Below are 25,430 nucleotides of genomic sequence, written 5' to 3' on the forward strand. Positions count from 1 at the left end.
TGTATTACTTTGAAGCAAGTACTTCTTTATCGGAAGTTGTTTTTCCGTGTACTTCATCTTCTTTTCCTTTTTTAAGGAAGTCATAAGCAATTGCCGATGCAATAAAGATTGATGAGTAAGTACCGAATCCAATACCGATTAACATAGCAAACATGAATCCTCTTAAGTTATCACCACCAAAGATAAAGATCGCAAGGATCACCAAAATCGTAGTGAATGAAGTATTGAATGTTCTACCCAATGTGCTGGAAATAGAGTCATCAAATAATCCAGCTAATGTTAAAGATTTCTTCTCTCTTAGGTATTCTCTAATTCTGTCGAAGATAATTACCGTATCGTTGATTGAGTATCCTAATACCGTAAGGATCGCAGCGATGAAATCCTGGTTGATCTCCATATTGAACGGCATATATTTGTGAAGTAATGAATACGTTCCTAAAATGATAACCGCATCGTGGAATAAGGCTGCAACAGCACCTAAAGAGAACTGCCATTTTCTAAATCTGAACAAGATATAAATAAAGATACCTGCCAATGCAGCAACAACTGCAAGGATACCGTGTGTCTGAATATCATCAGCAACAGTAGGTCCTACTTTTTCAGATGAAATGATACCAGCATGATCTTTGTCCGCAGATTTAAAGTCATTCAAGGTAATGTTAGAAGGAAGATCTCCTTTTAATCCTTCGTATAACTTCTGCTCGATAGTCTGGTCAGCTTTTAAAGATTCATCTTCAATAAGGTAATCTGTAGAGATCTTTAACTGCTTAGCGTTTCCGAAAGTCTTAGCTTCTACAGAAGAGTTTTTACCGTCTTCAGTTTTGAATAGTTTTACTAATTTTTCTTCAACATCATTCGCATTTACTTCTTTATCAAATCTTACCACATAGTTTCTACCTCCAGTAAAGTCGATACCATATTTGAAACCGTGAGTAAACATTGATACTAAGCAGATCACTGTTAATACAGCAGAGATGATATAAGCATATTTTCTTTTCCCGATGAAGTCGATCCAGGTATTTCTGAATAAATTCTTTGTAGGCGGAGTCCATACAGAAAGGTGTTTTCCTTTGTTCAGCCTGCTGAAGATCATTACTCTTGATAATAATACAGAAGTGAACAATGTCATGATAATACCGATCATCAATGTCAATGCAAAACCTTTGATAGGACCCGTTCCGAAGAAGAACAATACAACTGCAGTTAATAACGTAGTAGAGTGACCGTCAATGATCGCACTTAATGCGTGTTTGAATCCGTCTTTATAAGCTTCTAAGATGCTCTTACCAGCGAATAATTCTTCTTTCGTTCTTTCATAAATAATTACGTTCGTATCTACCGCCATAGCCATCGTTAATACAATACCGGCGATACCAGGAAGCGTAAGGGTGAAGTCTCCGGAATCCATAATTCCGAAAATATAGAAAAGGTTAATTACCATCGCAATTACAGCGTACACCCCTGCACCACCATAATAGAAAATGATATAAACAATGATAATTAAGAATGCGATAGCAAATGAAATCATACCTGCGTTGATAGATTCCTGTCCTAATGACGGACCTACCTGAGTAGCCTGAACTACTTTTGCACCTGCAGGTAATTTACCGGCACCTAAAACGTCAACCAATTCTTTAGCTTCTTCTTGAGAGAAGTTACCGGAGATCTGAGTTCTACCGTTAGGGATTGCATTTACAACGTTTGGAGCCGTGTATACTCTGTTGTCAAGTGTTACCGCTACAGGTTTTCCAACGTTTTTCTCCGTTAAAGTCTTCCATTCTTTTGCTCCTTTAGAATCCATCTGCATGTCTACCACTACTCTTCCAAGTTCGTCATAGCTGATGTTTGCTGTTTCTACAGCACCGTCAACCGGAGCTTTTTGGTTAATGTTCCCTCTGATAGCATACAATACCAAATCATCTGGACTTGTAGCCTCAGGTTTGTAACCCCACATGAACTGTGTATATTTAATGTTTGCAGGACGTAAAGCCATTCCTACTTTGCTGTTTAAGATTTTGTTGACAACAGCAGTATCAGATAATTTTACGTTAGCAACACCATTACTTCTTAATTTGTCAAGCTGTAAAAGGTTCATGAAGTTCACATTCTTTGCAACTCCCATAGAATCTCCTTTTGCAGCAACCATAGTTGTTAATGTCTGGAAATAAGGTGCCATTTCAGGAACCTGCTGTACTTCCCAGAACTGTAGTTTTGCTGAAGTCTGAAGCATTTTCTTTACCTTATCGATGTCTTTCATACCAGGCATCTCTACAGAAATTCTAGCTGTACCAGGAACTCTCTGAACGTTTGGCTGAATAGCTCCAAGCTTATCAATTCTCGTTCTGATTACCTCGAAAGCTGTTCCTACAGAAAGATCAATTCTTCTCTTAACAATACTCTTTACCTGCTCATCAGTAGTATTATACTTGATTTCAGATAAGTTTGTGTTTCCGAAAAGTTCAGGATCAGCAAGTTTCAGGTTAGTACCTTTCGCTTTGTTAACCGCATCGAACTGTTCAAAGAAATTGTCGATGTAAGATTTTGTTGAGTTTTTCTGAGCTTCATCAGTCTTGTTTAAAGCCTCAATAAGAACAGGATTTGTAGAATAATTGGTTAAATCATTTACCAAATCTCTCTGGTTGATTTCCAATAGAACGTTGATCCCTCCTTTTAAGTCAAGACCAAGTTTCATTTCCTTGTCTTTAGCTTTTGAATAATAAAGCTTCGTATACCCAAGATTAAGAGTATCTTCCTTGATTCGTTTGATCTCTTTCTCGTTTCCTTTCGCAGCTTCGATCTGCGATTCAATTTTGCTGGCGTACCAGGTTGGTAATAGCTCGTTTAAGCAAATCAACCCCAGGACAATAGCAACAATTGTAATAAGTCCTTTTCCTTGCATTTTGTTATAACTACGTTAAATTAAGTCGGCAAATATAATGATTTTCTTGTATTTTATGAATTTTTAACAACAGAAATGGTTTATTTTCAGATATATCAGCATTCTGAGTTCTATTTAAGATTTAACAATTATTTCATGGTATCATAGTGAAGTTTTCAAAATTTAATTGGTATAAAATTTTCATTCATATTTCAACACCTTAACTATCAAAATATTATGAAAAAACTACTTTTTACCCTAAGTATCTTTTCTTCCTTAATTGTTAATGCACAAAGCATTAATTTGATGGAATTTGCCACCGGATTAACCAGTCCGGTCGAGATTACAAACGCCAACGACAGCCGGTTATTTGTCGTTCAACAGAATGGTATAATAAAGATAATTCAGCCTAATGGGACAATTAATCCAACTCAATTCCTCAATATTTCCTCAAAAATTATTTTTAATGGTGAAAGAGGTCTTCTAGGACTCGCATTCCACCCTCAATACTCAACCAATGGGTATTTTTTTGTTTATTATAACAACACAGCAGGGAATATTGTGGTAGCAAGATATAGTGTAAACCCCACCAATCCGGATGTGGCAGATCCTAATTCTGAAAAAATACTATTGAATATCCCCAAACCGTTTGCCAATCACAACGGAGGAAGCATTCATTTTGCTCCTGATGGAAAACTCTGGATCGTAACAGGAGACGGAGGTAGTGGTGGAGATCCCAATAACAATGCTCAAAATAAAAATTCACTACTGGGTAAAATGCTTAGAATAGATGTAGATGCCACGGGGCCTTACAATATTCCTAGTGATAATCCTTTTGCAGGTACTGCCGTTGATGGAGCCGATGAAATATGGGCCTATGGGCTCCGAAATGCCTGGAAATTTTCATTTGATCTTACCACCGGAAGTGCCATGATTGCGGATGTAGGGCAAGGAGCTATTGAGGAGATCAATAAAATGCCTATCTCTCAAGCCGGAATCAATTATGGATGGCGCTGTTATGAAGGAAATACAGCTTACAATACAGCAGGATGTCCTGCTCAGTCTACAATGACATTTCCTATTGCTGTCTACGATCATTCCGGAGGAAAATGCTCCATTACCGGCGGCTATGTTTACAGAGGTTCTCAATATCCATCTCTTCAAGGAAAATATTTTTTTGCAGATTATTGCTCCAACCAGATAGGTATTCTGAATACTGATAACTCGATCATATGGACATCTGCCTACAGCGGAAATGGTTTTTCTTCTTTTGGACAGGATTCTCAGAAAGAACTTTATGTAGCCGGAGTAGAAAGTGGAAAAATTTTTAAAATTACAACAGGAACATTAAGTATCCATGAAAATGGATTTTCAGAAGCGATAAAAGTTTATCCCAACCCTGCTTCAAAACAGATTTTTATCAGTGGAATCAAAGGTAAAAAAACAACCGCAGAGATCATCAGTGCAGAGGGACGAAAAGTTTTAGAGACAGATAATATTGCCAATGAAAAGGGTATTGATATTTCCGGACTTACTTCCGGAGTTTATTTTATCAATCTGAAATCAGAGAGCTTTAAATCTTATAGTCAGAAAATTGTTATCAAGTAAAAGAGTAAATTTAACCAAACAAAAAGCGGCTCAATACTGAACCGCTTTTATTTTATATTGTCATTGAGAAAATTCTCGTTTCCGGTTTATTTCTCATCATTCTGAGATCAAAAACCATTGCTACATTTCGGGTGAAAGCCCTTCCCGCTTCTGTAATTTTAATTTCCTTGCCCGAAATTTCCACCAAACCGTCATTTTCCATTTCTTTCAGCATGTCTAATGCGTTATCAAGCTCAGGGAAAGAATTGTCTGTAGTAAAAGTGGTTTCAAGCTGACACATCAGATTTAAAATATGTCTTCTCACAATCAGATCTTCTTCATTCAGAACGTGACCTTTTACCACTGGAATTTTACCTTCTTCTACCATCGTCTGATACTCTTCCACCGTTTTTACATTCTGGGCAAAAGCATACCATGAATCCGAAATAGCAGACATCCCAAGCCCTACCATCAGCTGGGTATTGCTTGAAGTGTATCCCATAAAGTTTCTGTGAAGTTTTTTATGGATCAGTGATTGGTATAAATCATCATGTTCCAAAGAGAAATGATCCATTCCTACCTCAATATATCCCAGATCCTGAAGTAATTTTTTACCGTCTTCATACAAACGGCGTTTTTCTTCTCCGCTTGGAAGGTCATTCTCATCAAAACCTCTCTGGCCTACTCCTTTTACCCATGGAACGTGTGCATAAGAATAGAATGCCAGTCTATCCGGTTTCAGCTCCATTGTTTTTCTAATGGTATTTTCCATTGCTTCCCAGGTCTGATGCGGAAGTCCGAAAACCAAGTCATGACTGATCCCTCTGTAGCCAATTTCTTTAGCCCATTCGGTTACGTTTTTCACATTCTCAAAAGGCTGAATCCTGTTGATGGCTTTTTGTACTTTAGGATCATAATCCTGAACTCCAAAACTTACTCTTCTGAAACCAAGGTCATATAAAGTCTGAAGATGTTCTTTCGTAGTGTTGTTCGGATGTCCTTCAAATGAGAATTCAGGGTGTTCTGCAATTTCTACTGTTGAAAAGATCCCTGTCAGTAATGTTCTCAGGTTTTCAGGAGAGAAAAATGTTGGAGTACCACCGCCTAAGTGTAATTCTTTTAGCTTTGGTTTTTCATTAAAAAGCTCCAGATAAAGTTTCCATTCCTTTAAAACACTTTCAAGGTAAGGAATTTCAACACTATGTTGTTTCGTAATACGTTTATGGCATGCACAGAATGTACACAATGCCTCGCAAAAAGGCAAATGGATATAAATAGAAATTCCCTCCTCTGCATTGCTTTCATGAAAAGACCTGATTACGCTCTCCTTCCAACTTTCCGGTGAAAATGTAGATTCATCCCAATAAGGAACCGTAGGATAAGAGGTGTAACGGGGGCCGGGAATATTATACTTATCTATTAAAGAATTCATTTTGAAAATAAAGTTTTATAAGATGGAAGTTTAACATCATTAAAATTCCATCCTACAAAATTAACCATTAGTTGTGAATTTTAGCTTATGAATTATATTAGGTCATAGTTTAGAATGAATCTAAATACCCTATTTAAACACATTAGAGGAATAATGATAAATTCTATCAGTGTCATTTATTTTTTTGATCCGGATTATGATATCAGTTAATAAAAAACTAACCTTACCCTTTTTTATATCCGATATTCAATAATTACTTTATTTTCATAATTAAAATTCTGTCTTTTCCTGCAAAGACTATTCTGTTATCATCAATCCATTGTCCTACATACAAACCTTTTTCATCTGAAATTTTCTTCCACGTTTTCCCGAAATCTGATGAATAACTGATGTGCTGGTCGCCTACCGCCATCACCTCCTTCCCTTTTGAACCTGGCTTAATTTTCACACAGGTCATATAACCCGCATTCTGTCCTGAAGCCTGAATTTGCCAGGTTTTCCCACCATCACGAGTAGTAGCAATATTATTAACGTTAGCATCCTGCTTGGTGTAGTCTCCTCCTACTGCAATTCCAAATTGATCATCATAAAAATCGATAGAATACATTCCTTGTGAAGATTCCCCTTGTATGAACGGAGTGTTAAATATTTCCAGTTTTTCATTCTTAAGATTCAGCTTTATAATTCTTGAAGCTTTTCCTCCCGTAGCAATCCAAAGATTTTTTTTCGTGGAAGAAATATTGGTATTACTTGCTGCAAAAGCGGCTTCCCCTTCATTCAGCTTTACATTATTTTTAAACATCCCCCATTTGCCATCTTTATAAACAGCTAACTTTAATAACAGGTCGCTGTCTGCATCACTGAAAGTATATGCCAGTTTATCATTCACAAAATGCAAAGCATCATAGAATGCCGTTTTTGCAGAATCTGTATAAACAATCTGTGATTTCAAATCTTTTTTGTCAATTTTGAAAAACCGGGCCGGGCTAACAATATTGATCGCATAAAATGAATTCTTATCCTGCGCCAGTGTTCTGAATTCAAGCTTGTCATCAGAAAGTTTAATTTGCTTTTGGTTTTTGCTATCCTTAAGATCCACAAACCCGAACTTAGATTCCGAACCGCTGTACCAGACTTTGTTATCATATAGCTCAAGAGCCCTGATGCTAATTTTATCATTCAGGATTACCTCGATATTTTCCACCTGCTGGGAAAATGCAGCTATTCCTACAGACAGGAATGCAATGGACAAAAACTTTTTCATATATTCTGTTATGAGTTATTTGCAACAAAAAAACCGCCGAAGCGGTTTGTATTATATTTCATCCTGATATTTCTCAGGGTTGTTAAGTTTACTGTTTCTTTTCCCATAAAGGAAATATACAATTCCACCCAATAATAACCAGCCTGCAGAAAGCTCTTTTGCATGATCGCTCAGGTTATAAATCAAATATAAATTGATGATCACTCCTAGTCCTACTACTATTTTATAAGCAGGAACTTTGAAAGGTCTTATCAAATTAGGTTCTTTTTTTCTCATTACCCAAACAGCGATACAAACCAGTGTAAATGCAAACAGGGTCCCGAAGCTCGTCATATCTGCCAATGTGGAAATTGGTGTAAATGCAGCAATAAATGCTACAATAACTCCCAATAAAATAATTCCTTTATAAGGTGTTTTTGTCTTTGGATGAAGCTCTCCAAAGAATCTAGGAATCAAGCCGTCTTTTGCCATTCCGATAAAAATTCTTGATTGTCCCATCATCATTACCATTACTACAGAAATTAATCCTACTGTAGCTGCAATGGTTACGATATTACTTGCCCAGTGTTTCCCGGCAATTTCAAATGCATACGCTACTGGCGCTTTTATAGCATCCGGATATTTCCCGTTTGGATTAAAGTCTGTATAATGCATCATCCCTGTTAATACAAGAGATACACAGATATATAAAGCTGTACAGATTAACAATGAAGCAATGATGGCAAATGGTACATCTTTCTTAGGGTTGATGGCTTCCCCTGCCTGGGTAGAAACAGCATCAAAACCAATATAAGCGAAGAAAATAGCTGCAGCACCTGAAATAATACCTTTAATTCCATATGCAGAAACCAGATCGCCTTCAGAGTTTTTGATCGGAACCTGATCCGGGATAAAAGGATTCCAGTTTTTCACGCCATCCGCAGCGCTGTATAGTTCAGGATTTGAAAAAATAATATAAGCTCCTGCAATGACCACGAAGATAACCGCTGAAGTTTTTAACAATACAATCAGGTTATTAGCTCCTGCAGCTTCTTTAGTTCCTTTTACCAATAAGGCTGTAATTAAAAGAACAAGAACAAATGCAGGCAGGTTCATTGAAAAACCGCTTCCTGTATAACTTGCAGGATCAGAAGTAAGATACGCGGGTAAATGAACACCAAAGATTTTCAAAAATTTGGTAAAATACCCGGACCAGCTCACAGAAACTGCCATACTGGCCATGGCATACTCCAAAATGAGACACCAACCCATTGCCCAGGCAAAAATTTCTCCTACCGTTCCATAGGCATAGGCATAAGCAGATCCTTCAACAGGAATAATGGAGGCGAACTCCGCATAACATAATGCTGCAAAAACGCAGGCAATTCCTGCTATAATAAAAGATATTGCAAGTGCTGGTCCTGCATGATAATAGGCTCCTGTTCCTGTAAGAACAAAGATTCCACCTCCAATGATAGCACCTACTCCTATTGCTGTTAAACTCCATTTTCCAAGGACTTTCTTCAGCTCACTTTTCTTCATATCTGCCTCATAGGCACTTAGTGGCTTTTTAACCCAAATTTTCGACATGTTTTTTTATTTATTTAAGGATTCACGAAAATATAAAAAATTTAGGAACTCTCACGTTTATCGTTAAACTTTCGTCATTTATTTTACATTAAAGCTTTTAAAAACACAAACAACGCATTATATAATCCATTTTAAAAAGTCCTTTTTTTTGCTTATTTTTGATCGCATGAATTTATATGATCTTTTTGTAAAACCTTATGAAAGCTACGATTCTTTGCAAATTATGCTTGAAGCAGCGGGTGCAATTTTCGGAACTTTGAGCGTATATTTTTCCATTAAGAAAAATATATGGGTGTACCCTACCGGCATTATTTCAACCCTGATTTATGTATATATTCTTTTCAACTTCGGGCTACTGGGAGATTGTCTCATCAATGTATACTATACGATAATGAGTGTCTACGGCTGGATTTTATGGGCAAAAAATGCTGAAGATCATATACACGTAGATGTTACCTGGGCTACTAAAAAAGAGTGGATCTATGCTGTCATTCTTTTTATTTTGAGCCTGGGGCTTGTTACTCTTATTTATTATTATAAACCTTATATTGACAATCATTTTTCAATGGAAGGCACCAACCTCGGATTATATCATTTGGATTGGGCCAATTGGATGGATGTTTTCACCACTTCAATATTTTTAGTAGGAATGTGGTTTATGGCCAAACAGCGCATTGACAACTGGATTTTCTGGATTATCGGAGATTTTATTTGCATGCCTATGATGATTTTTAAGGGTCTTGGCATCACTTCGGTTCAATATTTGGTATTTACTATAATGGCTATCTTAGGATACCTTAATTGGAAAAAAAGTTTTAAAGAAAAAAAAGTACAATAAAGTTATGAAAAATTTATTAAAAATAGCAGTTAGTATCTTTGCTATAAGCACCTTAACCTCTTGTCTTGCCTATACAGACGGTTATGGCAGTAATGGTTATGGCTATGGTGATCCATATTATAATAACGGATATTACTATGCTCCTTCCGGATATTATGGTAGCGGAGGATATTATGGTAATGACGGCTATTATTATAGAAACAACATTAATTACTACTATGATAATGGTATCCCCTACTATTATGATACCTATAACAACTCCAGAAGAAAAGTATATGTAGAAAGAAGAAATACAGTTACTTCACAAAGACCTAATAATGGCTTCCGCAATAACAGCAATAATGGTTATAACAACGGAAACTATAACAGAAACTCCAATAATAACAGCAGTGGAGGATTCAGAAATTCAAACAGTGGCTATCAGAACAACCAGGGAAATCAAAGTAGTGGTGGATTCAGAAACCAAAGCAATAGTTTCGAAAATAGAGGTTCCAACTCTGGTTCAGGAGGCTTTAGAAGTTCTGGAAGCACTAGCAGCAGACCAGAAACGTCCAATAGTGGATTTAACAGTGGCGGTTTCAGAAACAGTTCAGGCAGCAGCCAAAACTCAGGTTCTGCTTCAAGCTCAAGCAGACAGCAAAACAGCAGCAGCGGCGGCTTTAGATAAACTAATTATAAATAACGATTATAAATAAGGAAACGAACAGTTAACACTGTTCGTTTTTATTTTAAATATACTAATTTTGTTTCTTTATTTAGACAAAAAACAATATGGAATTTTATAAATATCAGGGAACAGGAAATGATTTTGTAATGATAGACAATCGTTCCGGAGAATGGGATGATCTTTCAATTGAAAATATACAAAAGCTTTGTCACCGCCGTTTCGGAATTGGTGCAGATGGATTAATCAAAATAAATAACGCAGAAGGTTATGACTTTGAAGTTGATTACTATAACTCCGACGGGTCAAAAAGCTTCTGTGGAAATGGAGCCCGTTGTTCGGTTGCTTTCGCTTTTTTTCTTGACATTTTTGAAGATACCTGCAAATTCATCGCGATTGATGGAGAACATATTGCCGAAATTCACAATGGAATTGTAAAATTAAAAATGTCTGATGTAAACATCATTTCCAACGATGGAAAAGACCATGTGATGGATACCGGTTCTCCACATTATGTAAAATATGTTGAAGAATTAGTGAATTATAATGTTTTTGCAGAAGGAAATGGGATCAGAAATTCGGAAAATTATAAAGAAAAAGGGATTAATGTCAACTTTGTAGAAAAAATTTCAGACAATGAAATTTTTGTAAGAACCTATGAACGAGGCGTTGAGGACGAAACTTACAGCTGCGGAACAGGAGTTACAGCTTCTGCTTTAACTTTTTTGCAAAAAGACAATCTAACTTCCGTAAAAGTTAAAACTTTAGGAGGGAATCTTAAGGTATATGCTGAAAAAAGCGGCGATTCTTTCCGTAACATTTGGCTGGAAGGTCCTGCAAAGCAAGTTTTTAAAGGCAAAGTAGATATTCTTTAAAAATCAGAAACTTTTAATCAATACTATTAGGAATGAAAAAAGCGATTCTCATTATCATTCTGCTTGTTTTTGTAGTAGCAGGATTTTTTGGATTGAGATTTTATAATAAATATTTTGGAAACAACGTAGAAAAGGATGGTTATGTTCTGATCCCTCATAAGGCAAATTTTAATCAGATTCTCGATTCTATTGCTCCATACATTAAAGACCGTGCTTCTTTTGAAGCGGTGGCCAAAGATAAAGGTCTTGCTGCCAATTTTAAAGCAGGACGGTATCATATCCAAAGCGGGAAAGGAAATACAGACCTTGTTAATATGATTAAAGCAGGTAACCAGACAGCAAATTCATTCAGAATCGGAGATTTTGGAGATATGTACCAGATGATTGGAAAAGTTACCAAAAAAACAGAACTGGACTCTCTTCATTTTGTGAATGATCTGAACGTTGTGGCACAGGAAAAAGGATATAAAGACATTGAAGATTTAAAGAAATATTTTTTCATTGATACTTATAATTTTTTCTGGACAGTAAGCCCAAAGGAGTTTTTTGCAAAATTTGAAGATCAGTACAATGAGTTCTGGACGAGTGAAAGAAAAAATAAAGAGCAGCAATCGGGGCTTTCAAGAGAACAGATTTATGCTCTTGCCTCTATTGTATACAAAGAATCGGGAGGAAAGAAAGATGAAATGAAAACGATTGCCGGTTTATATTTAAACCGCTACAGAAAAGGAATGAAACTTCAGTCTGATCCTACCGTAATCTATGCAATTAATAAGCAGACAAATTTTAAAGAACCCATCAAAAGGGTTTTATATAAGCATCTTTCTACTCCATCCCCATACAATACCTACGCCAATGCGGGAATTCCTCCGGGACCAATTTGTGTAGTGGATAAGAACTCTGTGGATGCTGTGTTAAATGCAGAAAACAATAATTATATATTTATGTGTGCTGATCCTGCAAGATTTGGATATCATAAGTTTACGGCAAGTGCGGAAGAACATGCTGTAAATGCAAAAGCTTATCAGGACTGGCTTAACTCTAAAAATATAAAATAAGCTTTTAGCGGACACCAGAATTTTATAGATTAAAAAACAATAATTAAATCATAATATTTTGATAATCAAGTAAATGTTGAATTTCAAAATGTTAGGGGTTATCCTTTCACGATTTTATACAAAAAAATAACCTATGAAGAATAAGACAGAAATTGTCAATATTTTCACCAGAAAAACACTAGGACTTACGTTAGTACTTTCGGCGGCGGCTATGGCTTTTGCCCAGGAGAAAGCTGATGTTTCAGGAATCATTGTCAACAAGAAGAACCAGCCTGTACCTTATGCCTCAGTAACCTTTAGCAACAAAGCCAATAAATCATTAAGCGATGCTGTTTTGACGGATGAAAAGGGTCAGTATAAGTTACAACTTACTCCCGGAAGCTATGATATCACTGTAGAAGCTATTGATTACAAGAAAAGTGTCATCAACAAAAATATTACCGGAGCCGGAAATATTGGAGCATTATCCATTGAAGCTGAAGCAGCCTCTACATTAGATGGAAAAACACAAGAACTACAAGGTGTTGTTATCACTGCTTCTGCTGCAAAACCTTATAAAGTAGAACTGGATAAAAAGACCTACGACCCATCTCAGGATATTGTGAGCAAAGGGGGAAGTCTTCAGGATGTTTTAACCAACGTTCCTTCAGTTACTGTAGATACAGACGGAACTGTTTCTATGAGAGGAAGCTCTAATGTAAAATTTCTGATTAACGGTAAGCCCTCTTCCCTACTGGGGATTGATGATGGTGCTAATGCTTTGCAAAGTATTCCTGCGGACCAGATCGAAAGAATTGAAGTTATCACCAATCCTTCTTCAAAATTTGAAGCAAGCGGAACTTCCGGTATTTTAAATATTATCCTTAAAAAGAGCAAAAAAGTAGGATTTAACGGGAGCGTAGTTGGAACTTTAGGATATTATCCAAAAACTTCTCTTAATGCCAATTTAAGCTGGAGAAAAAACAACTGGACATGGTTTGTAAACGGTGGCGGCGGTTACACAGAAAACAGAACAAAAAACAACTCGGAAACGACCTACCATAATATTGAATTTCCCGAAATATCTTCTAATGTAATACCTAATGATGTGCCTGTACATCAACTTCAAAACTCTGTCAACAAAACTTATAATAAAAACTATAATGTAAGTGCAGGTTTTGTTTATGATCTTTCGGAGAAAACATCCATTAACCTAACCGGATTGGTAAGAACCTTTGAAGGAGACGGGAATGAACTTGTTAATACCTATGATACCTTATACAGGTTTTTCAGAGATTCGTCAGATCTAAGTACTACAGCAGGAAAATGGAGCTTACTAAATCCTTATGGGCTTAGAGATTCGAAAAGTGTATTCAATAATCTTGCATTCCAGGGAGATGTAGGATTGGATCATAAATTTGATGATAAAGGACAGAACTTATCTTTATCATTAAGCTTACAAAGAAACAGAAGCAACAACAATGCTGATATCCTTGAAACGTACGACCTTCGTCCTGATGTACAAGATATTACCAGAAGACATTCTGTAAGCAAGACTATTATTGGGAAAGCGGATTATGAGTTGCCAATAGGTGAACAATCTAAACTTGAAGCCGGATACAGATTAGACGTTAACCATAATACTTATGATAATTTTGTAAGCAGTACATCTGATAACCCTTTCATCCCGGATTATAATAACAATACAGACTATAAAGAGATGTTCAATGCATTCTATTTACAGTTTAAAAGTAAGATCGGAAACTTTGGCTATCAGGTAGGATTAAGAGATGAAATCTCTAATGTTAAAATTAATTATATCAGCCAGAATCCTAAAGCCCCTCCATTAGATAGGACCAAAAATTACAATAATCTATTCCCAAGTGTGTTCTTAAGTTATGATATTGCGAAAAACAATCAGATCTTAGTTAACTATTCCCGCAGGATAGACAGGCCAAGATCATTCTTTATGGTTCCTTTTCCCAACTATAGTAACAGCCAGAATATTTTTGAGGGAAATATTAATTTAAATCCATCTTACGTAGATTCTTATGAAGTAGGTTATAATCTTACAAAGAAGAAGTTTACCATTAACCCTACTTTATATTACAGACATGCTACAGATGACACTAAAATGCTGGTCTACAGGCCGGATGAAAGAAAGACTGTTTTCTATACCAAGCCTGATAATTTAGGTAATGATGACCGTTTTGGTTTGGATCTGAACTTCACTTATGATCCTTTTGCATGGTTCAAAATTATGGGTAGTGCAGATATCTTCAGATACAAAACAACCGGAATCACTTCTTATGCAACCATAGATAAAGATGGATTGAACCAGACAAGAACATTAAACTTTACAGGAAGTGGCTTTTCAACCAGATTACGTCTTAATACAACGTTCAGGCTTGACAAGACATTGAGTGTACAATTACAAGGATTCTACAGAGGAGGTCAAAAAACAGTAAGTCAGGATAGAAAAGACATGTATGCTATAAACTTTGGGGCATCTAAAACAATCTGGAAAGGAGACGGAACCATTGCGTTCAACATTCAGGATATCTTCAACACAAGAGCTATGGAAAGCATTAGTTACAGCAACGACAATACCCGCAGCAGCTATATGCAATGGCAGCCAAGACAGTTTTCTATCTCTTTAACCTACAGATTCAAACAGGGTGAGAAAATAGAACAACCTAAAAGGAAAAAAGATATTAATTCTAATACAACCGGTGACGACCAGCAAGGTCCGATGTAATATAATAAAAACCCCGAAATTTAAATTTCGGGGTTTTGTTATTTTTATTTTACTGATTCTGCTCTTTCTACTTTTTCTTTTTCAGCTTCGTAGATTCTTTTTCTTAAATCGCTGGTGGAAAACCTGTGATCTCTTTTGTTATAAAAGATCTCAATTCCTTTTTCCTCACAGTATTTTTTTCCTGTAAAATCTTTATCCATATAATCGTCACCAATGATTCTTACATCAATAACAAAGGATTTTAAAATATCCAGTAAATCTTCTTCTGTATAGTAAGGAACAATTTCATCCACAGCATTCACTGCTTTTAATTGAATATAACGTTCTACAATGGTTTGGCTTGGCCTGTTTTTGTTAGGACGGTCATGCGATGGATCAATCTGTAGCCCAACAATCAGATAATCACATACGGTTTTAGCTTCTTCAAGCATTTTGATGTGCCCTGCGTGTAATAAGTCAAATGAGGAAAATGTAATACCTATTCTTTGTGTCTTCATATTAATGTTAAAATTAAAATTTCGCTGAAATAAATGTTCTTTTAAATGGATAAAAGACCGGTGATTCAGGAAAGATGTTTTGTAATTGTTGTTTATAATCGTTTTTAAATTTTTCTTTCATTTCATCAGGAAGCATTTCTATATAAGGAAGCATAGCTGTTCCGGAAGCCCAGACAAATACTGCACTGGCATCTTCAAGAACATGAGGGAAAACTTTCTCATATACGGTAATTTCTATTCCTTTATTTTCAAATAATATCCGGGCATAGTCTTCAATTGTTAAAACGGTATACTCTCTGGCCCATCCATTATAAGCATTCTTATAAGGTTCTGTATCTGCAATTTTTCTGAGAAGCTGGTGCACCACATATTCGTGATTGGAGGGAATTTGTACTGCCAATTGCCCGCCTTTTTTAATTTTACTGATGATCCTTGGAAAAAGCTCTTTATGATTACTGCACCATTGGATTGCTGCATTGGAAATAATCAGGTCATAAGTATCTCCCAAATGAAGCTGCTCTTCAATGCTTCTTTTTTCAAAAGTCAACCGGCTTGTTTTGAACTGAGCTGCTTTTTCAAGCATTTCTTCAGAAGAATCAATTCCTAAAACCTTTGAATCTTCTAAATAATCCAGCAGTTTTGAGGTAAGTTCTCCCGTTCCACATCCCAGATCTATAACGGATATTCCCGTTCTTGATTCTACAAGTTTTAACAAATCAAAAAAAGGCGCTGAGCGTTCTTCTTTAAACTGGTCATATACTTCAGGATTCCAGGCCATGGTGATTGTATTTTATGAGTTTAGTTTCTCGAATTGATATATTTCTGCCATTCCCAAACGGTCTTTAAAGACTCTTCAAGGGAGGTTTCAGACTTCCAGCCGAGTTCTCTTTCTGCTTTTGAAGGATCAGCATATGCAATCGTGATATCTCCTTCTCTTCTGTCACAGATCTGATAAGAAACCTCTACATTATTGGCTTTTTCAAATGCTTTCACCACTTCCAGAACAGAAGATCCCTTTCCTGTTCCCAGGTTATAGGTATCAATTACTGTTTCTCCGGATTGGTCTCCCATCAGTTTTTTCAATGCTGCAACGTGTGCTTTAGCCAGGTCAACAACATAAATATAATCACGAACTGCTGTTCCGTCTTCTGTAGGATAATCGTTACCCCAAATGCTCAGCTTCTCCCGAATTCCTGCAGCAGTCTGCATTACATAAGGAACAAGATTATTAGGAATGCCTATAGGCAGCTCTCCAAGCTTTGCAGACGGATGCGCTCCAATCGGATTAAAATATCTTAATAATGATATTTTACGGTTATATGCCTTAGCAAAATCAATCAGAATCTCCTCTCCCATTTGTTTGGTTTTCCCATAAACGCTTTCAGGCATTTTTAATGGTGTATTTTCATCAATAGGCATTACATCAGCTTGTCCGTAAACAGTACATGATGAACTGAAAATAAAGTTTGAGATTCCTCTTTCTTTAAACTCCTGCAGAATATTAATAAGAGAAAACATATTATTTTCATAATAATCTATAGGTTTTACCTGACTCTCTCCTACTGCCTTAAAAGCCGCAAAATTAATACAGCCATCAATCTGATGGGCATCAAAAACCTGGTTAAGAAGTTCTTTACGCTTCAGATCAAAAGGATAAAAAACCGGCTTTTTACCTGTAATTTCCTCAATATTATTTAAAATAAACCTCTCCGAATTGGACAGATCGTCTACAATAACAACTTCAAAGTCATTATTGAGTAGTTCTACAACCGTGTGAGAACCAATATATCCAAGTCCTCCTGTAACAAGTATTGCCATTTTTTAATCTTCGTGTTTTCCTATATTTTCTATCTCATTAATTTCTTTATACTCTTTCACTTTAAATACATTTACAACAATTAAAATTAATATGAATAAAATTAAAAATTTTAAGCTAAACTGTCTGAGAACATCATACCCGTTTAAAAAGCCTAATAATAAAGGATATCCTAAAATGATTATGCTTAATAACAGACTAAGATTTAAAAACAAAACAGCTTTATCATACTTTTCGATCAAATTAATAAATGTAAATGAATTAATAACAAGCGAAGTAACAATAAATAATGTTCTAAATATGCTGAAATTATTAAATAATTCTAAAACTGAAAATGCTGATATTATAAGAAACAATAGACCGGTTATTACAGCTAAGTAATAAACCAGCCTATATTTAAATATCTTTCTTTTCATTACCCCATAAACTCAAGCACAGCATCCGTAATATACTTCAACTGTTCTTCGTCTAATTCTGTATGCATCGGTAAAGAAATTACCTGATCCAAAAGCTTATCTGTATTCACAAAATCAGCTGCGTTGCTTTCCTGGAAATATGCTTTTTGCTTTCTTAATGCTACCGGATAATAGATCATTGCAGGAATTTCCTTTTCTGTAAGGAATTTCTGAAGTTCATTACGTTTTCCGTTCAGGATTCTTAAAGTATATTGGTGGAATACGTGGGTAGAAGTTTCTGATCTTTTTGGAGTTAAAATATTTTCATGACCTGCAAATGCCTCGTCATAATAATCAGCGGCTTTTCTTCTTGCTTCGTTGTATGAGTCCAGATGTGGCAATTTCTTTCTTAAAACTGCTGCCTGAATGCTATCCAGACGGGAATTTACTCCCACCTCATCATGGTAATATCTTTCATACATTCCATGATTTACAATTCCTCTTAAACGGTGTGCCAGGTCATCATTATTGGTAAAAATAGCACCTCCGTCTCCGTAACATCCAAGATTTTTGGAAGGGAAGAAAGAAGTAGTACCTACAGTTGCCATTGTTCCGGCAAATTTTGAGGTCCCGTCAGAGAATGTATATTCTGCACCAATCGCTTGTGCATTGTCTTCAATTACGTATAAATTGTGCTCTTCAGCAATTTTCAGGATCTCTTCCATATTCGCACACTGTCCGAATAAATGCACAGGAATAATCGCCTTTGTTTTTGGTGTAATTGCCTTTTTAAGAGCCTCTGTTGAAATCGTAAATGTATCATAGTCAACATCTACTAAAACAGATTTTAATTTAAGCAGATGAATCACTTCCACTGTTGCAGCAAAAGTAAAATCTGCAGTGATAATTTCGTCTCCCTCCTTCAGATCCAGCGCCATAAGAGCAATCTGTAATGCATCAGTTCCATTAGCACATGGAATAACATGTTTTACGTCTAAATAAGACTCCAATTCATTCTGGAAAGACTTTACTTCAGGACCGTTGATAAAAGCCGCGGAATCCATTACATTTAAAACTGCATTGTCTACATCATTCTTTATTTTGTAATACTGACTTTGCAAGTCAACCATCTGAATTTTTTTCATAAATAAATTATTTCTGTAAAAATAAGGATTTTAAAATCCTATCAAAAATTTTATTGATTTTGTTTTTATCTTTATACAAAAATTTATATGAAAAAAATTTTACTGTTTTGTTTCCTAGCGGGTTACTCCTGCACCTCGGCACAAACTCAGCTCGTTTTTGTGTTTTTTAAGGATAAACCCAACAAAGCCGCATTTTTTGCCAATCCTCTTTCTGAGCTTAGCCAAAAATCACTTGACAGACGAACTACATTAGGCATACCACTTAATGATCAGGATGCTCCTATAGAGCAGTCTTATATACAAAACCTTCAAAATCTGGGATTTACCGTTACCGATTATTCCAAATGGCTTAATGGTGCTGCAGTGAATGCAACACCTGATCAAATTACTCTTTTACAAACACAATCTTTTGTTTTTTCTGTGGAAAGCTTTGCACGCAACGGAACCCCGACCATACAGCCAGCACCTGTTAATAAATGGAAAATACCAACAAGTACACAAAAAGTCCTTACCACTTTTGAATATGGCTCTGGTACAGCCCAGATAGATCAGAGTAATATAAGACCTCTTCACCTGGCTGGCTATACAGGAACCGGAGTTTCTATCGCAGTTATTGACACAGGCTTTCCTACTGTAAATACCGGAGATGCTTTTCTAAGATTAAGAAACAATAACAAAATAAAAGGTGGCTATGACTTTGTTAGCAAATCCACCGACATTTACAATCCTTCCCTGAACATACATGGTACAACCGTATTAGGTGTTATGGGAGGCTATCTGGAAAATGTATTTGTGGGTTCAGCCCCAGATGCTGATTTCTATCTGTACCGCAGTGAAAACACAACCGCTGAAATTCCGGAAGAGCAGCTCTATTGGATTGAAGCAGCGGAAGAAGCAGACAGAAAAGGTGTAGACATCATTACCACATCGCTTGGATATAATGTTTTTGATAATCCACAATACAGCTATACCTATGCTGATATGAACGGAAGTACTTCTTTCATTGCAAGAGGGGCAGGAATTGCTGCAGAAAAAGGAATTTTTGTGCTTGCCGCAGCAGGTAATTCCGGAAATAGTTCATGGCATTACCTGCTTACCCCGGCAGATAATGCCAAAGTGTTTACGATTGGTGGGGTAGATTCTTCAGGTAATTCGTCTGCTTTTTCATCCTACGGCCCTAATTCACTTGGAATTATTAAACCAGATGGAAGCACAAGGGGAACTGCTACAGCAACAGTTTTGGGAAATACAACTTATTCTACTAACGGAACCTCACTTGCAACGCCTATTGCAGCTGGCGGTGTTGCCTGCCTTATTCAGGCTTTTCCTTCCATGAACAGGGATCAGCTCAAAACAAAATTAAGACAAACAGCTTCCCTTTATCCTAACCACACGGATCAGATGGGATATGGTATCCTTAATTTCGGAAGCTTATACAACAGTGTACTCAATACTTCTGAAATTGTTAAAAAAGAGAAATTTGCACTGTTCCCCAACCCTGTTAAAAACATCCTGAATATTGCTTCAGAAAATGAGATTAACACACTGGAAATTTATGATAATCTGGGAAGACTGATAAGAAAGGCGGATAAGCAGAAGTCTGTAAAGGTTGATGATTTTGCAAAAGGAATTTATTATCTTAAAGTAACCTCAAAAGATAAGATTTACTATGAAAAGTTCATTAAAGAATAAATAAATAAATAAATCGGCAGCCTCATCTGAGGCTGCCGATTTATTTAAATTATTATTTTTTATTGTTTTAGGCTGAGTTTCTGCTCGCGTTAATATTTCCAAATAAGGATCTTGTCACCAGTTTTTCATAGGCTTCTTTATTCCCTTCTCCTTTCTGAATTTTCATCAATGCATACTGCTGAATACTTAACAATGGAAGAACAATCTTTTCACGGATCTTTACTGATTTTCTGGAGAGCGGATCTTCTTCCTGAAGCATTTTGAAACCGGTAAGTTCCAGCATAATGTCTCTTGAAAGTTCATATTCATGGAAAAGGATATTCCAGAAGGCTCCAAACTTAGGATTATTTTTAATATAATAAGTCAGTGGAAAGTAAGACTTGTTCATACTCATCATAGAGTTCAATACCAGCGTTTTAAAGAAGTCTGATCCTTTATACAACTCTCTGACTTCTTCAAACCTTTCCTGCTCCTTCATCTGCTGCATCGCATATCCAAAACCGAAAAATCCGGGAACATTCTGCTTCAGTTGAGACCAGGACCCTACAAATGGAATGGCTCTTAAATCTTCAAACTTCAGCTCACTTCCGTTACCTCTTTTAGACGGGCGGCTTCCAATATTGGTCTTTCCGTAATATTCCAGCGTACTCATTTCCTGCAGATAAGGTACAAACATTGGATGTGCCTTCAGGTCTGAGTATTTCTGATAACTGATATCCGCCAGTTCAATGATCAGAGCTCTTTCTTTTTCCGTAAGCTCTTTTTTAGCGTTTTTGAATACATCATTTTCTACTCCGGCTGTTAAAAGCTGTTCAAAATTGTATTTAGCCTGTTCTTTATTTCCGAAAATACTGGTAATGGTCTGTCCCTGGATAGTAAGCTCAATTTTATTATTGGCAATTGTTTTTCCCTGCGAAGCATAGAAATCGTGGGTTTTTCCGCCACCTCTTGCAGGAGGCCCGCCTCTGCCATCAAAGAACACAACTTTGATATTATTCTGTTCTGAAAGTTTTGTAAGAACTTCTTTAGCCTTATAAATTTCCCAGTTTGCTTTTAAATAACCACCATCCTTGGTTCCATCAGAGAAACCTAGCATAATAGTCTGTTGGTTTCCTCTTCTTTCAAGATGCTTTTTATAAACAGGGTTCTGATACAGCTCATTCATCACATGCTCAGCATTATTAAGCCCTTCCATGGTTTCAAAAAGAGGGACAATATCCATATTAATGTCTTCATCCTGATATCCACAGACTTTGAAGAAGGCATAAACATTCATTACATCTTTCACCGCATCAGAATTGGAAATAATATAACGGTTCATTCCTCTTGATCCATTTAAATTCTGAATTTCTGAAACCTGGGATACCGTTAATAATGTGTCTTTTACAATATCTTCAAAATCATTCGCATTTACAGGACTTGAAACCTGAATCAGCTTATTGAATTTCTGTTCATGATCTGCTTCTACATCACCATAAACTTTTGCAAAAACCTCATCAATAACTTTCTGGTGAATCCTGCTATCCTGACGGATATCCAGCGTTGCAAAATGAGTCCCGAAGATTTTTACACGATCCCTGAAATTCTCCAAAAGATCTAAAAATAAGGAGTTATGCTCATGAATTAATATTTTTTCAGCTTCATCTGTTTTCTTTAAAATTGCTTCTGCTGTAATAGCTTTACCATCGAAAATAGCAGCGTATAATTCATCACTCAAGGCTGTCAGCACCTCAGAAACGCCCCTGAAACTTAATCTTCTTCTGATGAATTTTAAATGGCTGTAATAAGATTTCAGAATGGCTGAACGAAGTTCTTCTGCTACTCTTTTGGTGACCTCAGCTGTTACAAAAGGGTTGCCGTCACGGTCCCCTCCAGGCCAGAATCCAAGCTGGATAATATCTTCGTGCAGATGGAAATGTCCGTTTCCAAAAGTCTTTTTAATCTTGGTAAACAACTCACCAATGGTATCGTAATACACATATCTCAGATAGGAAATAATACTCAACGCCTCATCAATAGGAGTTGGTTTTTCTTTATTAACAAAAGGGGTCTTTCCCAGTTGCTGCAAAAGCATATCGATCTGCGTAACGGAATCACTGGTAATAGCTCCTCTCAGATCCTGAATAATTCTCTGTACCGAACTTGGATAAAACTGAGTTGGGTGTGCGGTAAATACTACTTTCACACTGAAGTCTTTTAGTTTTTCCCTTACTTTTTCAATTTTATGATCCTGAAAAGAACGTTCAAAAAGATTGGTGACGGTTCCGGCATCACTTTCGGAATGCAGGTTCGGAAATGCAGCATCTTCAATACTGTCGAATAAAACCACCTGTCTTTCTATATATTGAATGATCTTGAAAAGCAGTTCAAGTTTCTGCTCTTCAGTCTGAAGATCGGTATGATTCTTAAAAAATTCTTCGACGATATTTTCAGGTGTTTTTCCTGCTTCATAACCGGTTCTGCTTTCCTCATAAAGAAATGGCAGCAGCATTCCGATATTCGTCATTTTATCATAGGGCAGGCTCATAAATAATGAATTATAGATCTGGAATTTATTCTCCACGATCTGCCTGAATTTTTCTGCGCGTTGGTCGTGTCTCATAGTAACAAATGTAAGCGATTTTGGAATTAGTTGGGTTGACAAATGACAAAAAATAAAAAGTTTATTGTAAACTGAAAATTAAAAATAATGAGGTCAATTACATACTCTTTTAACATAAAAAGTTAGGCGTTTCATACATCATTCATATTGACATTCTCAATTAAACATTTCGTAACTTTGTTCTTTGGTTTCTCTTGAATAAGAGATTACATTAAATTTTCAAATATGGGCTACATCAGAGAATATTACGAACAAATTGTCAAGCTGCAGGAATCTGAGTGGGAGTTTATCGCCGGATATTTCCGAAAAAAAGTGTATGCTAAAAACGAAATCATTACCCAACAGGGCGATACCGAAAATTTTCTATCTTTTATCGAATCCGGACTGGTAAGGTTTTATATTCCTGATGATGAATACGGCTACACCTTCAGTTTTAGTTTTGAAAAGGAATTTACCTGTGCTTACGATTCTTTTCTTACCCAAACCCCTTCTGAATATGAGATGCAGGCATTAACAGAAACTGTGGTATGGCAAATTTCTTACAATGATCTCCAGAAAATTTACAGTCAAACAAATGTAGGAAATCATTTAGGGCGCTTTGCATCAGAAAAACTTTTCCTGTCTAAAAGTAAAAGAGAGCTTTCTTTATTGAAACTTACTGCCAAAGAACGGTATTTAAAATTGTTTACTGAGCAGCCAGAATTGATACGGCGTGTTCCTCTGAAATATATTGCTTCTTATATCGGAATTACCCCACAGGCTTTAAGCAGAATACGCAGACAGATTAATTAACATAGGTTCATTGGATATCTCTCCTCTTCTGCTGAACTTTGCAGGAAAATATTTCAATGAATTTACCGATTGTTGCTTATGGGAACCGCATTTTAAAACAAAAATGCATACCAATTAACGAAAACACCCAGGAAATACAGGATCTTATTGCCAATATGTGGGAAACCATGGAAAATTCCAACGGTTGCGGCCTTGCTTCTCCCCAAATTAATAAGTCCTTACAACTATTTATTGTTGACAGTCAAATTACTTTTGAAAATCTTGATACAGAAGATCAGCTTCTCTATTTTGAAAGGAATGATAAAGGAATTAAAGAAACTTTTATGAATGCTAAGATCATTGATCCTTCTGAGGAAAGATGGGAAGATTATGAAGGATGCTTGAGTATTCCCGGACTGTCTCAAAAGGTAGAAAGGCCTTGGGGAATTACCATTGAATATCTCGATCAGAATTTCATCAAACAGATTAAAAGCTTTGCAGGATTAACAGCAAGAATTATTCAACATGAATATGACCATACACAAGGAGTTTTATATATCGATCATTTGAAGCCACTTACCAAAAAAATGATAGAATCAAAACTGAAGAAAATTGTCAATGGAAACATTAAGGCTGGATATCCTATGAAGTTTTTATAATATCTCCGGAACATTAAGAAGCATAAGTAATTTTTGTAAATTTGTCCCGAAAACACCTTTCTTTATGAAAATTATCATCACGCTTTCCCTGATCCTTTCCAGTCTGCTTCCTGCACAGATCAAGGTTCCGGATGATTATAAAAAGATTCCGGATATTCTGGATACTACTGAATATCTTTATCCTTTCGTGATTCCCAGTAAAGAATATGCTTACTGGAGAGTACTGACCAATGATCCTGATCCTGATAAAGCCGTGATATATGAAAGTCAGGCTCCCCTTTTTATGACGATTAATGAGCCGGTTCCGGAAAAAGGATTTTTTCAGAAATGTATTGGGAATAATTGCTTTTCCTATATTCTCGCATGTAAAAGTGAAAGACCTGTTTATTTTTCCAATGAACAGCAATTAAGGGATTTTATAGGAACGGTTGATAATCTTCCTGAAGCTATTTTACTGGCCAAAACATATGGCTACTCTATCGATACGCAAAATCGTTTTACGGGTTCTTATAAAATTGAAGATCATTCTATTTCCTTGTATGCTTTACAATCTAAAGGCTGTCCTGTAACTAAGGAATCTTTTCTAATTAAGATCAATAGAAAGACAGGAAAACTGGAAGCTAAGAGTAATGGTATTTATTCAAAAAGTGGGGATTGCTCTACTTTCTAACCTGTTAAGCACAAAGACATCAGCATCTCACATCACATTTTAAGCTGCAAAAGACTGGTATTTTTTAGCTTGTAAAAAGAAACTAAGGAACAAAACTTCTTACAATATTTCTGAATATGTTGGACCCCCATAGGAAATACTCAACATATCTTTTGCCGTTATTTCATATTTTTAATAGCTTTCATGAAATTCAGTGATAGCAATTTTAAACTTTCATTAACTTAATTTTCCTTTTTCATTCCGTAAATTTGGGTAAAATAAATTTAAGACAATGCTTAATT

General features: G+C 36.1%; 20 protein-coding genes. 10 read left to right on the forward strand and 10 right to left on the reverse strand.

Annotation, left to right across the window (positions count from 1 at the left end; translation table 11 throughout):
* Nucleotides 1-4: 4 nt before the first annotated feature.
* Nucleotides 5-2,899 (reverse strand): protein translocase subunit SecD, encoded by a 2,895-nt coding sequence (secD, locus tag BBH99_RS14805; RefSeq protein ID WP_066697310.1) that lies wholly within the window; start codon nt 2,897-2,899, stop codon nt 5-7.
* A 216-nt stretch (nt 2,900-3,115) separates the two neighbouring features.
* On the opposite strand from secD, the gene BBH99_RS14810 reads away from it, so the two are divergent.
* The gene (locus BBH99_RS14810) at nt 3,116-4,486 is read left to right on the forward strand and encodes a PQQ-dependent sugar dehydrogenase (RefSeq protein ID WP_066697312.1); all 1,371 of its coding nucleotides are present in this window, start codon (nt 3,116-3,118) and stop codon (nt 4,484-4,486) included.
* Nucleotides 4,487-4,538: 52 nt separating this feature from the next.
* Here the strand turns inward: BBH99_RS14810 and hemN are convergent, their stop codons facing one another.
* From hemN to BBH99_RS14825, 3 genes are all read right to left on the reverse strand, one after another.
* Nucleotides 4,539-5,897, reverse strand: coding sequence for an oxygen-independent coproporphyrinogen III oxidase (hemN, locus tag BBH99_RS14815; protein WP_066697314.1), 1,359 nt, complete (start codon nt 5,895-5,897; stop codon nt 4,539-4,541).
* A gap of 253 nt (nt 5,898-6,150) precedes the next feature.
* Nucleotides 6,151-7,161, reverse strand: a complete 1,011-nt coding sequence (locus BBH99_RS14820) for a WD40/YVTN/BNR-like repeat-containing protein (RefSeq protein ID WP_066697316.1) — start codon at nt 7,159-7,161, stop codon at nt 6,151-6,153.
* Between the two features lie 51 nt (nt 7,162-7,212).
* Entirely contained in the window at nt 7,213-8,730 is a 1,518-nt protein-coding gene (locus tag BBH99_RS14825) for an amino acid permease (protein ID WP_066697326.1), read from the reverse strand.
* A gap of 166 nt (nt 8,731-8,896) precedes the next feature.
* On the opposite strand from BBH99_RS14825, the gene pnuC reads away from it, so the two are divergent.
* From pnuC to BBH99_RS14850, 5 genes are all read left to right on the forward strand, one after another.
* Entirely contained in the window at nt 8,897-9,568 is a 672-nt protein-coding gene (pnuC, locus tag BBH99_RS14830; RefSeq protein ID WP_066697327.1) for a nicotinamide riboside transporter PnuC, read from the forward strand.
* 4 nt (nt 9,569-9,572) lie between these two features.
* Nucleotides 9,573-10,235: a hypothetical protein gene (locus tag BBH99_RS14835; RefSeq protein WP_066697329.1), complete on the forward strand. Its 663-nt coding sequence runs from the start codon at nt 9,573-9,575 to the stop codon at nt 10,233-10,235.
* A gap of 104 nt (nt 10,236-10,339) precedes the next feature.
* Entirely contained in the window at nt 10,340-11,107 is a 768-nt protein-coding gene (gene dapF / locus BBH99_RS14840; RefSeq protein WP_066697332.1) for a diaminopimelate epimerase, read from the forward strand.
* Between the two features lie 32 nt (nt 11,108-11,139).
* The gene (gene mltG / locus BBH99_RS14845; RefSeq protein ID WP_066697335.1) at nt 11,140-12,165 is read left to right on the forward strand and encodes an endolytic transglycosylase MltG; all 1,026 of its coding nucleotides are present in this window, start codon (nt 11,140-11,142) and stop codon (nt 12,163-12,165) included.
* A 133-nt stretch (nt 12,166-12,298) separates the two neighbouring features.
* Complete coding sequence (locus BBH99_RS14850) at nt 12,299-14,902, forward strand: TonB-dependent receptor (RefSeq protein ID WP_066697337.1); 2,604 nt, start codon at nt 12,299-12,301, stop codon at nt 14,900-14,902.
* A gap of 44 nt (nt 14,903-14,946) precedes the next feature.
* On the opposite strand, the gene BBH99_RS14855 is transcribed toward BBH99_RS14850, so the two are convergent.
* From BBH99_RS14855 to BBH99_RS14875, 5 genes are read right to left on the reverse strand one after another with little or no spacing between them, the layout of a single operon-like run.
* Entirely contained in the window at nt 14,947-15,399 is a 453-nt protein-coding gene (locus BBH99_RS14855) for an adenylyltransferase/cytidyltransferase family protein (RefSeq protein ID WP_066697339.1), read from the reverse strand.
* 13 nt (nt 15,400-15,412) lie between these two features.
* Complete coding sequence (locus BBH99_RS14860) at nt 15,413-16,177, reverse strand: methyltransferase domain-containing protein (protein ID WP_066697341.1); 765 nt, start codon at nt 16,175-16,177, stop codon at nt 15,413-15,415.
* 20 nt (nt 16,178-16,197) lie between these two features.
* Complete coding sequence (gene galE / locus BBH99_RS14865; protein WP_066697344.1) at nt 16,198-17,217, reverse strand: UDP-glucose 4-epimerase GalE; 1,020 nt, start codon at nt 17,215-17,217, stop codon at nt 16,198-16,200.
* Between the two features lie 3 nt (nt 17,218-17,220).
* A complete protein-coding gene (locus tag BBH99_RS21925; RefSeq protein WP_073300048.1) occupies nt 17,221-17,631 on the reverse strand; it encodes a hypothetical protein in 411 nt (136 codons plus the stop codon).
* Nucleotides 17,631-18,755 (reverse strand): DegT/DnrJ/EryC1/StrS family aminotransferase, encoded by a 1,125-nt coding sequence (locus BBH99_RS14875; protein WP_066697350.1) that lies wholly within the window; start codon nt 18,753-18,755, stop codon nt 17,631-17,633. The genes BBH99_RS21925 and BBH99_RS14875 overlap by 1 nt, the downstream gene beginning before the upstream one ends.
* An 87-nt stretch (nt 18,756-18,842) precedes the next feature.
* Between BBH99_RS14875 and BBH99_RS14880 the strand changes: the two genes are divergently transcribed.
* The gene (locus tag BBH99_RS14880) at nt 18,843-20,447 is read left to right on the forward strand and encodes a S8 family peptidase (protein WP_066697353.1); all 1,605 of its coding nucleotides are present in this window, start codon (nt 18,843-18,845) and stop codon (nt 20,445-20,447) included.
* A gap of 67 nt (nt 20,448-20,514) precedes the next feature.
* On the opposite strand, the gene BBH99_RS14885 is transcribed toward BBH99_RS14880, so the two are convergent.
* Nucleotides 20,515-23,049 carry a phosphoenolpyruvate carboxylase gene (locus tag BBH99_RS14885; RefSeq protein WP_066697356.1) on the reverse strand — a complete coding sequence of 845 codons (2,535 nt, stop codon included), beginning with the start codon at nt 23,047-23,049 and terminating at the stop codon, nt 20,515-20,517.
* A gap of 225 nt (nt 23,050-23,274) precedes the next feature.
* Here BBH99_RS14885 and BBH99_RS14890 point away from each other — a divergent pair, with 225 nt between their 5' ends.
* From BBH99_RS14890 to BBH99_RS14900, 3 genes are all read left to right on the forward strand, one after another.
* Nucleotides 23,275-23,841 (forward strand): Crp/Fnr family transcriptional regulator, encoded by a 567-nt coding sequence (locus tag BBH99_RS14890; protein ID WP_066697359.1) that lies wholly within the window; start codon nt 23,275-23,277, stop codon nt 23,839-23,841.
* Nucleotides 23,842-23,897: 56 nt separating this feature from the next.
* Nucleotides 23,898-24,479, forward strand: a complete 582-nt coding sequence (gene def / locus BBH99_RS14895; RefSeq protein ID WP_066697362.1) for a peptide deformylase — start codon at nt 23,898-23,900, stop codon at nt 24,477-24,479.
* A 64-nt stretch (nt 24,480-24,543) separates the two neighbouring features.
* Complete coding sequence (locus BBH99_RS14900) at nt 24,544-25,149, forward strand: hypothetical protein (protein ID WP_066697365.1); 606 nt, start codon at nt 24,544-24,546, stop codon at nt 25,147-25,149.
* Nucleotides 25,150-25,430 lie beyond the last annotated feature (281 nt).

This window comes from Chryseobacterium contaminans, assembly GCF_001684955.1.
In the GTDB taxonomy this organism is placed as follows: domain Bacteria; phylum Bacteroidota; class Bacteroidia; order Flavobacteriales; family Weeksellaceae; genus Chryseobacterium; species Chryseobacterium contaminans.